12 protein-coding genes are annotated in these 9,335 nt (G+C 28.9%); 2 read left to right on the plus strand and 10 right to left on the minus strand.

The genetic code is table 11. From position 1 onward, the window contains the following. Nucleotides 1-248 precede the first annotated feature (248 nt). From scfA to IR152_RS15755, 10 genes are all read right to left on the minus strand, one after another. Complete coding sequence (gene scfA / locus IR152_RS15710) at nucleotides 249-392, minus strand: six-cysteine ranthipeptide SCIFF (protein ID WP_009891067.1); 144 nt, start codon at nucleotides 390-392, stop codon at nucleotides 249-251. A gap of 65 nt (nucleotides 393-457) precedes the next feature. Further along, nucleotides 458-820 (minus strand): TIGR04086 family membrane protein, encoded by a 363-nt coding sequence (locus tag IR152_RS15715; RefSeq protein WP_227452863.1) that lies wholly within the window; start codon nucleotides 818-820, stop codon nucleotides 458-460. 57 nt (nucleotides 821-877) lie between these two features. Continuing rightward, nucleotides 878-1,171, minus strand: coding sequence for a preprotein translocase subunit YajC (yajC, locus tag IR152_RS15720; RefSeq protein ID WP_227452864.1), 294 nt, complete (start codon nucleotides 1,169-1,171; stop codon nucleotides 878-880). A gap of 133 nt (nucleotides 1,172-1,304) precedes the next feature. Next, nucleotides 1,305-2,426 (minus strand): tRNA guanosine(34) transglycosylase Tgt, encoded by a 1,122-nt coding sequence (tgt, locus tag IR152_RS15725; RefSeq protein WP_227452865.1) that lies wholly within the window; start codon nucleotides 2,424-2,426, stop codon nucleotides 1,305-1,307. Nucleotides 2,427-2,505: 79 nt separating this feature from the next. Then, a complete protein-coding gene (locus IR152_RS15730; protein ID WP_227452866.1) occupies nucleotides 2,506-2,991 on the minus strand; it encodes a phosphate-starvation-inducible PsiE family protein in 486 nt (161 codons plus the stop codon). An 11-nt stretch (nucleotides 2,992-3,002) separates the two neighbouring features. After that, on the minus strand, nucleotides 3,003-4,028 hold the full coding sequence (gene queA, locus IR152_RS15735; protein WP_227452867.1) for a tRNA preQ1(34) S-adenosylmethionine ribosyltransferase-isomerase QueA: 1,026 nt from the start codon (nucleotides 4,026-4,028) through the stop codon (nucleotides 3,003-3,005). Between the two features lie 315 nt (nucleotides 4,029-4,343). Further along, nucleotides 4,344-5,363, minus strand: coding sequence for a Holliday junction branch migration DNA helicase RuvB (gene ruvB, locus IR152_RS15740; RefSeq protein WP_227452868.1), 1,020 nt, complete (start codon nucleotides 5,361-5,363; stop codon nucleotides 4,344-4,346). An 89-nt stretch (nucleotides 5,364-5,452) separates the two neighbouring features. Then, a complete protein-coding gene (ruvA, locus tag IR152_RS15745; protein WP_227452869.1) occupies nucleotides 5,453-6,055 on the minus strand; it encodes a Holliday junction branch migration protein RuvA in 603 nt (200 codons plus the stop codon). Further along, complete coding sequence (ruvC, locus tag IR152_RS15750; RefSeq protein ID WP_227452870.1) at nucleotides 6,048-6,557, minus strand: crossover junction endodeoxyribonuclease RuvC; 510 nt, start codon at nucleotides 6,555-6,557, stop codon at nucleotides 6,048-6,050. The genes ruvA and ruvC overlap by 8 nt, the downstream gene beginning before the upstream one ends. 315 nt (nucleotides 6,558-6,872) lie before the next feature. Further along, nucleotides 6,873-7,502 (minus strand): hypothetical protein, encoded by a 630-nt coding sequence (locus IR152_RS15755; RefSeq protein WP_227452871.1) that lies wholly within the window; start codon nucleotides 7,500-7,502, stop codon nucleotides 6,873-6,875. Nucleotides 7,503-7,704: 202 nt separating this feature from the next. On the opposite strand from IR152_RS15755, the gene IR152_RS15760 reads away from it, so the two are divergent. Further along, complete coding sequence (locus IR152_RS15760) at nucleotides 7,705-8,028, plus strand: DUF1540 domain-containing protein (RefSeq protein WP_003422812.1); 324 nt, start codon at nucleotides 7,705-7,707, stop codon at nucleotides 8,026-8,028. Between the two features lie 267 nt (nucleotides 8,029-8,295). Further along, entirely contained in the window at nucleotides 8,296-9,150 is an 855-nt protein-coding gene (locus tag IR152_RS15765) for a putative ABC transporter permease (protein ID WP_227452872.1), read from the plus strand. Nucleotides 9,151-9,335 lie beyond the last annotated feature (185 nt).

Below are 9,335 nucleotides of genomic sequence, written 5' to 3' on the forward strand. Positions count from 1 at the left end.
TAAACACTTGTATCATATGCTTCTGCACACTGCATTTGACTTCAATACCCAGAATGTCTTTTCCATGTTTGGCACAATATATTTTAATTCCATAGTATTTTACTTCGCTTCTTTCTAATATAATTGATTGTTTCTTATTTAGCTGTAAATGATAACCAATATATAAACAAAAATAAAAAAGGATATCTCATAATGATAAAAGAATCACTTTGAGATACCCTCCTACAAACAACTAAATCAATAATTTTCTATCTTTCACACTCTTGATTTGCAACTGTACAAGAAGTTTTACAAGCTGATTGACAAGAAGTTTGACACTCTCCACATCCACCTTTTGCAGCACTTTGCTTTAAAGTAGCTTGAGATAAAGTTTTTACATGTTTATTTTCCATTTTCAACGCCTCCATTTCTAATTGTTTCCTATTGATTATATCATAAAACTACTTTAATATAAACTCTATTTAAAGTTGACACCCAATACGCCTCCAATGCCTCCTGCTACTGATATTAACAATAACTTATAAATCATCCCCACTTCAAACACAAACTTTTCTTGTGCTAAAAACACAGTCAAAAAAATACATACTATGTACAAAAGTCCTACCAAAAACCCATACATAAGTCCTTTTTCTTTCATGTGTTTTGAAGTATAAAACCCTCCTATAGCTGCAGAAATAGTAGTTATAAATGATGAAACCATAGTTATATTATCCCCACCAATATCTGTAAATGTCAAAAATAAGTTATACACTAATAAAACAGCCAAAGTTATTATATATGCATATCCCAGACCTTTAAAAATATAATTAGATTTTCCCATAAAAAAACCTCCTCTCAAATTAATATATATTCGAGAAAAGGCTTTTAAATTACTAATTTAGTCTTCTTCTATTTCTTCTTTTTTAGATTTAACTGTTCCTATAGCCCATTTTTCAAATGGAACTTTAGTTCTATTTGGTCCTAATTCTAATATTACAACGTCATCTTCAACTTTAGCTACATTAGCTACTATTCCACCTATTGTAACGACCTTGTCTCCTACACCTAGGCTACTTCTCATTTCTTTTAATTGTTTGTCTTTTTTCTTTTGAGGTCTAATCATTAGGAAATAAAAGATTGCGATTACTACTACCCATAGACCTACACTCATTATTATTTGTTGCTGTGGCATTAAATTTTCACTCCTTTGTAAATTATACTCTTTTGTAAATCATAATAAATGTTTATATAACAATTTACTTTCTCTATCTTTGAGTACTATTGAATATTATATATTAAAATGATTATAATTAATAGTGCAAAACCTATATTTCATATCCATATTTTGCAAAAAACTCATTTCTAAAATCAAGTAATCTATCTTCCATTATCGCCTGTCTTATTTGTTTCATTAAATTTAATAAAAAGTAAAGATTATGTGTAGTTATTAATCTTGCACCCAATATTTCATTTGCTTTTATAAGATGTCTTATATAAGCTCTTGAATAGTTTTTACAAGCATAACAATCACATTCAGGGTCAAGTGGAGTAAAGTCTTCAGCATAAGTTGCATTTCTAACTACTACTTTACCTTGACTAGTCATTGCAGTCCCATTCCTAGCTATACGAGTAGGTAAGACACAATCAAACATATCTACTCCTCTTATAACACCCTCCACTAAATCATCTGGGCTACCAACTCCCATTAGATATCTCGGTTTATCTTTTGGCATAAGTGGAGTTGTATGTTCTAGTACATCATACATAAGTGGTTTTGGCTCTCCAACACTAAGTCCACCAATAGCATATCCAGGTAAATCAATACTAGTTATTTCTTTTGCTGATTGCTCTCTTAAGTCTTTATACATCCCACCTTGTATTATACCAAATAGGGCTTGCTTGTCTGTATTATTATGGGCATCTTTACATCTTTTTAACCATCTTGTTGTTCTTTCTAACGAGTTTTTTACATAGTTTCTATCTGATGGGTATGGTGCACACTCATCAAATGCCATCATTATATCTGACCCTAGTGCATTTTGTATTTCCATAGCTTTTTCTGGAGTTAGAAAATGTTTTGAACCATCTAAGTGTGACCTAAATTCTACACCTTCTTCTTTTATCTTTCTCAAAGGACCTAAGCTAAATACTTGAAATCCTCCACTATCTGTAAGTATTGGTTTATCCCAATTCATAAACTTATGAAGACCACCAGCTCTTTTTATAAGTTCATGACCTGGTCTCATATATAAATGGTATGTGTTACTAAGTATTATTTGTGAACCAATCTCTTTTAGCTCTTCTGGTGTCATAGATTTTACAGTTGCTTGAGTTCCAACTGGCATAAATATTGGTGTTTCAATAATTCCATGTGGAGTGTGTAATCTTCCTAATCTTGCACCACTCTGTTTACAAGTTTTTATCAATTCGTATCTTACTGCGTACATAAATTTCTCCTTAAATAATATTTATTTCTCCTGATTTTTTAAGATATATTTATAATAGTTCATTCTCCTAATATATTTTCTAAATAGATTTATCTTTATCATTTTTACTCTGTTGTTCTTTAATTGCATCTTCATCATGAATACTCGTTATATTAAGAGCACTCTTGTCTTTTGTTACTAAAAACTTTTTTATAGCAAATAATCCTGCAATAGCTATAACTCCTATTAAAACATCTATCATTCCTTCATTTTTAGGAAGTAACAACATTTTTCTAGCTATAGCATAAAGTAATGCCTCAATAAATGCTCCTGGTATATGAAGTGATAGCATTACTACAAGTTCAACACCTATCACTAAAAGTAATATTTGCGCTAGGAAGTCATTAAGCTGACTGTATTGTACTGGATTTTGAAAATCAACTATATATGCTCCCCACATAAGTCTTAACACATCTATAGTTCCTAGAAATACGGCTATTAGAACTACTACTGCTAAAATACGTTCAAATATAAAAGCAATCTTTAATATAGGGTTATTCTTTTTTTGTTTTTGTAAACTATGCATCTATTACCTCCCTACTTTATAATCATAGCATCTCCAAAACTGAAGAATCTATATCTTTCTTTTACTGCCTCATTATATGCATTTAAAACAGTATCCTTTCCACAAATAGCACTTACTAACATTATTAATGTAGACTCTGGTAAATGAAAATTAGTAATAAGCTTATCTAAAACTTTAAATTTATAACCTGGATATATAAATATATCTGTCCACCCACTAGTTTCTTTCATCTTTCCATCTTCATTACAAGCTGATTCTATAGTTCTACAACTAGTAGTTCCAACACATATTACATTATTTCCATTTTCTTTTGCCCTATTTATTTTGTCAGCTGCTTCTTGACTGACCATATAATATTCTGAATGCATCTTATGATTTAAAACATCATCTACTTTTACCGGTCTAAAAGTTCCTAAACCAACATGTAAAGTTATGAAGGCTATATCTACACCTTTTTCCTTTATTTTACTTAACAATTCTTCTGTAAAATGTAGTCCTGCTGTAGGTGCCGCTGCTGAACCATTATGCTTTGAATAAACAGTCTGGTATCTTTCTTTTTCATCTAATTTAGCAGTGATATATGGAGGTAGTGGCATATTCCCAAGTTCATCCAAGATTTCTTCAAAAATTCCATCATAATAGAATTTTATAATTCTTGAACCTTCATCTGATAAGCCTACAACTTCTCCAACCAGTTTTCCATTTCCAAAAGAAAATTTAGCACCTACTTTTGCTCTTTTTCCTGGTTTTACTAGAGCTTGCCAAGTATCTTCTTCTGTTCTTTTTAATAATAAAAACTCAATTTTACCTCCAGTTTCAAGCTTCTCTCCTATTAGTCTAGCTGGTATAACTCTAGTATTATTTAATACTAAGCAATCTCCTGGATTTAAATATTCTATTATATCTCTAAATACTTTATGTTCAATATTACCTGTCTCTTTATCTAATACCATTAATCTTGAGCTAGCTCTATCTTCTATAGGAACTTGAGCTATAAGTTCCTGTGGTAAATCAAATTTAAAATCACTTGTTTTCAATATTAAACTTCCTCTCTTAAAATTTCTCCAGCTACAATAATATCAAAAAAACAACTTATTTTCCACAATATTACTATAATCTATCAAGAAATCGCCATTTTTAACATACACCATATTCACAATATATAGATATTTTTCCACGATATACGTGTCTTATCCACAATATATAGATACAATACACACAATTTCCATCTTATTTATCCACAGTATCTACAGATATATTTACCATTTTGTGGATATGTTTGAATTTTTAGCCATTTTAGAAATATTTTAATTTAATGACTATTCTATTTTAAATGTTTGTATAATCTATTTTTACTTTTCATTAGGATATGGAATTTTTAAGTGCTCATATGCTAATGGCATTGCTATTCTTCCTCTAGGTCCTCTATTTATAAAACCTAACTGAAGCAAATATGGCTCATATACATCTTCTATTGTATTTCTATCTTCACCAATAGAAGCTGCTAATGTATCTAGACCCACTGGTCCTCCTCTAAATTTTTCTATTATAGTCATGAGAAGCTTCTCATCTACAAAATCAAGCCCTAAACTATCAACACCTAAAAGCTCTAGAGCATCTTTTGCTACCTCATCAGTTATTTTTCCATCAGCCCTAACTTGAGCAAAATCTCTAACTCTTTTTAACAACCTATTTGCTATCCTTGGAGTTCCTCTTGAACGTTTTGCAAGCTCTAATGCACCATTAGACTGTATCTCTGCATTTAAAATATTTGATGACCTAAGTACTATTTTTGAAAGTTCATCAACTGTATAGTAATCCAGTTTACAAATGACACCAAATCTATCTCTAAGTGGATTTGTAAGCATACCAGCTCTTGTGGTAGCTCCAATAAGTGTAAATTTAGGAAGGTCAAGCCTTATACTTCTTGCAGATGGTCCTTTTCCTATTATTATATCTAGACAAAAGTCTTCCATTGCTGGATACAAAACTTCTTCAACACTTCTATTAATTCTGTGTATCTCATCTATAAATAAAACATCATTTTCATTTAAGTTTGTAAGTATAGCTGCTAAATCCCCTGCTCTTTCTATTGCAGGACCTGATGTAATCCTTAAATTTACCCCCATCTCATTAGCTATTATACTGGCTAGTGTAGTTTTTCCAAGACCTGGTGGTCCATATAAAAGAACATGGTCTAACTGTTCATTTCTCGATTTAGCTGCCTCTATAAATATGCTAAGTTGTTCCTTTGATTTTTCTTGACCCAAATAATCTTCTAGAGTTTTTGGTCTTAGACTGTTTTCTATATCTATATCTTCCATCTTCATTGTAGAAGTTATTATCCTATTTTCATCTTCAAAACCTTGCATTTATACCCCTCCTCTCGTATTTTTAGAAATCTACTTTAATACTTTGAAATTTGCCTTAATATTTTAAATATTATTTTAAAGTGTAAATGTTATTTCAAAGATTTACTCATTATATATGTAAGTGCTTTCTTTATAATGGCTTCCGTATTCATACCATCTTTTTTACATTTTTGAACTGCATCTTTTGATTCTGCCAAAGTATAGCCTAAGGCTACAAGTGCATCTACAGACTCATCTTGAGATACCAAGGTAGGTTTTTGTGATAATAATGTTGGTTCAAATTCTATGTTATTTTTGTCTACCTTATCCTTAAGCTCTAAGACAATTCTTTCTGCTGTCTTTTTACCAACACCAGGAGCTTTAGATAACTTTCCAATGTCTTCACTTAAAATATATGCCCCTAACTGTGCTGGTGATGCAAATGATAGTATTGAAAGTGCCACCTTAGGTCCTATTTTAGATACGGATGTAAGTAGTTCAAACATTTTAAGTTCCTCTCTACTTACAAAACCACAAAGACTCATATCATCTTCTCTTACGATTAGTTTAGTATATACCTTTGTAGCTTCTCCCAACTGTAAATTCATGATTGTATTGGATGATACATTTACCTTATATCCTATACCATTATTTTCAACAACTATACTGTCTATATAAATCTCTTCTACTGTACCTTTTATATAACTATACATACTTACCACCTATATTCTTTAGAGTTTTTTCAAGTTTGTTTGAATGAGCATGGCAAATAGCCACAGCTAAAGCATCTGCAACATCATCTGGTTTTGGAACCTTTTTTAAACTTAAAAACGAAGTTACCATCTGCTGAACTTGTGCCTTATCTGCTCTTCCATATCCAACTACACCTTGTTTTACTTGAAGTGGAGTGTATTCATATACAGGCTTACCATTATGGGCACACGCAAGCATAGTAACACCTCTAGCTTGTGCAACTGTTATAGCCGTTTTTACATTCTTATTAAAGAATAATTCTTCCATTCCAACTTCATCTATATTGTAATTCTTTACTATTATATCAATTCCTTTATATACAAGTTCCAATCTTCTCGATATATCCATATGTGCAGGCGTTGTAACTGCTCCATAATCGATTACTTTAAACTTGCTATTTTTATATTCAATTATACCATATCCAACTATGGCTATACCTGGGTCAATCCCCAATATTATCATTTTAAAAAATTCCTCCTAAAAATAAAAGAAATACCAAAATGTATTTCTCATAAAAACTTATGTTCTAAATCATTATATCATAAATAATATTAACAAATCATAAAATGCTCTATGTAAAATATAAAATCAAATAAAAAAGTTATATCAAAGCAAGATTTTTACCTCAATATAACTTTTATATTTAATACAAATAAATTATTGTATTTTTATAGGAATTAATGTGACTACAATTTTAATACTAATTTATTTAATATTAAATTATTTAGTATTAACTTACTTAGTATTTAACTTGAACTACTATTGATTTACTTAATATTAACTTGCAAAGTCTTCTAATCTTGAATAAGCTTCTTCTTCAGTATCCATAACTACACCTTTTTTGATTTCATCTTGAACTGTTTTAGGAAGTGAATCTACTCTTATTTTTGTTTTTTCTACTAATGTTTTACTTCCACTATCATCATATTTATATAGTGCTATATTTCCATTGTCATTTTCAATAGTATATTTACCTTTTAAAGTAGCGTTCATTGCATGTACATCTTTGCTATCACTATATTTAGAATCTACTAATATGATTTCATTTTTATCCATACTCTTTATTTTTTTAGTTGGATACTCTTTTTTAAAATACGATACTATTTCTGATTTTGTCTTATCTAATAATGACTCTGGAACTATCCCAGCCATTGTAAGTGTTCTCTTGTAGTTAGTTTCATTTTCGCCTTCACTTTGAAGCCAAACTTCACAATTTTTATTTAATCCAAAAGCTTCTTTTGACTTTTCATTCATATTCGCACTAGTACTTACAATTTCACCAGTTTGAACTCCATTGTTTTTTAATTTTGTCCCTATATAAACTCCACTACTTAATACAAATACTCCAACTAGTATTAAGGCAGATATTTTCCAAGGAAATAATTCTTTTTTCTTCTTTTCAAACATTGATTACGCCTCCTTTTTCTATTATTTTCTCCAAGCTGTAAGTTTTTATACAATTTAGGTAAATTTTAGAAGAAAATATATTTATATTTCAAATTACTCTAAGAACAGATATTTTCTAAAAGGTAGTTTTCTCTTAATAGTTATATTCTTGTAATTATATGGACATAATTTATAATAAATAATCGTTTAGGAGGTAATAACTTTGGAAAGAATAAACTGTAATGTAATTAACTGTTCACATAACAACAGCCATATATGTTATGCAGATAAAATTTTTATAAATGGTGAAAAAGCTCACAATGACAGACATACTTGTTGTAGTTCATTTTTAGATGAATCTATTTATAGCAATCTATCTAGCAACGTTAATAATAGAAATTGTGAAGAATTAGTTTGTACCGTAAAAAATTGTAAATACAACAAAGACGGTAGCTTATGTACACTTGATAATATATTGGTTGCTCCTGAAACTGATAGAGTAAATCTTTATATTGAAACATGTTGTTCTAGCTTCGAATGTAAATAGGCATAATGTAAATACAAGGGTGTCAAATGTAATTAAACTAACATAGTGTAGAGTATCTACAACTATTAGTTTGATTATACTTGACACCCTTATTTATTTTGAATAAAATTTCATTATTATAACTGTGTATATAACATTCCAACTGCAATTAAATTTGATAAATTTCTATAAATTGGTATAATCAATATGTAAATTGAATTTAGTAAATTAATCATAAAAATAAAATATCGAGTATATAGTGCTATACTAACTAGAAATGAGGTGCTTATGAGTACATTTTATATTCAATTTCTTTATTTTGTAATTTATAGTTTTATAGGATGGTGTTGTGAAACTACATATTGTTCAGTTTTACAAAAACAATTTGTAAATAGAGGTTTTTTAAATGGTCCATTTTGTCCTATATATGGATTTGGAGCATTAGCAATAGTTGCTATTTTGACTCCTTTTGTACACAATATTCCCTTGCTGTTTTTATTTAGTATAATTATAACTAGTATAATGGAGTATTTTACGAGCTTTATTTTAGAAAAAATATTTAATATGACTTGGTGGGATTATTCTAATCATAGATTTAATATTCATGGAAGAGTTTGTCTAGAAAACTCACTTATGTTTGGTGTATTATCATTAATTGTAATGCTTATAGTACATCCTATTGTAGTTGATTTTATAAACTCTATCCCTAAAAATGTGCTATTTATACTTGCTATATCTATAGAGGTTTATTTTGTTTTAGATTTAGTAATTACAGTACATACAATTTTACAATTAAATGGTAAGTTAAAACAAATCAATCTTATAATTAAGGAATTAAAAGATAAGAAAGAGTACTACAAACTTATCACACAAGAAACTATCGAAAACAAACTTGAATCTTTAGTTGAAAATAGATTTGAGACTTTAGAAGATAGATTTGAAATACTTAAAGAAAAAGAAAACTATCGCTATGCTAAAAATCGTATTGATGAGCTTAAAAATAAACTTAATACTTTATTGTCTAACCACAAATTACTTCATAGACGTATAATCAAAGCATTTCCCAATATAAGCTCTAATAAGCATACAGATATTTTAAACAAAATCAAAGAAAATATTAAATCGATTAAAAAAGATAAATAATCAAATAACCACATAAGTTCAATAATAAAAATACTAATATATAAGATTAAGGTTTAGAATATTTTGAGAATGTATATAGATTTGTGTAAATATATATTTTTGCTACTAAATATTACTGGAAACTTTCAATTCTAGTAATATTTTTTTATTATCAGGAAATACTAATAATGGTATTTTATACACAT

The sequence above is a fragment of the Clostridioides sp. ES-S-0108-01 genome (assembly GCF_020662285.1).
Taxonomy (GTDB): domain Bacteria; phylum Bacillota; class Clostridia; order Peptostreptococcales; family Peptostreptococcaceae; genus Clostridioides.

What these genes read in the sequence shown, in the direction of transcription:
- tgt (WP_227452865.1), bottom strand. Translation starts at nt 2,426, where the DNA reads ATGTACGCAGTAAGATACGAATTGATAAAAACTTGTAAACAGAGTGGT.
- ruvC (WP_227452870.1), bottom strand. Translation starts at nt 6,557, where the DNA reads ATGATAATATTGGGGATTGACCCAGGTATAGCCATAGTTGGATATGGT.
- ruvA (WP_227452869.1), bottom strand. Translation starts at nt 6,055, where the DNA reads ATGTATAGTTATATAAAAGGTACAGTAGAAGAGATTTATATAGACAGT.
- yajC (WP_227452864.1), bottom strand. Translation starts at nt 1,171, where the DNA reads ATGCCACAGCAACAAATAATAATGAGTGTAGGTCTATGGGTAGTAGTA.
- IR152_RS15715 (WP_227452863.1), bottom strand. Translation starts at nt 820, where the DNA reads ATGGGAAAATCTAATTATATTTTTAAAGGTCTGGGATATGCATATATA.
- IR152_RS15755 (WP_227452871.1), bottom strand. Translation starts at nt 7,502, where the DNA reads ATGTTTGAAAAGAAGAAAAAAGAATTATTTCCTTGGAAAATATCTGCC.
- ruvB (WP_227452868.1), bottom strand. Translation starts at nt 5,363, where the DNA reads ATGCAAGGTTTTGAAGATGAAAATAGGATAATAACTTCTACAATGAAG.
- IR152_RS15765 (WP_227452872.1), top strand. Translation starts at nt 8,296, where the DNA reads ATGAGTACATTTTATATTCAATTTCTTTATTTTGTAATTTATAGTTTT.
- IR152_RS15730 (WP_227452866.1), bottom strand. Translation starts at nt 2,991, where the DNA reads ATGCATAGTTTACAAAAACAAAAAAAGAATAACCCTATATTAAAGATT.
- scfA (WP_009891067.1), bottom strand. Translation starts at nt 392, where the DNA reads ATGGAAAATAAACATGTAAAAACTTTATCTCAAGCTACTTTAAAGCAA.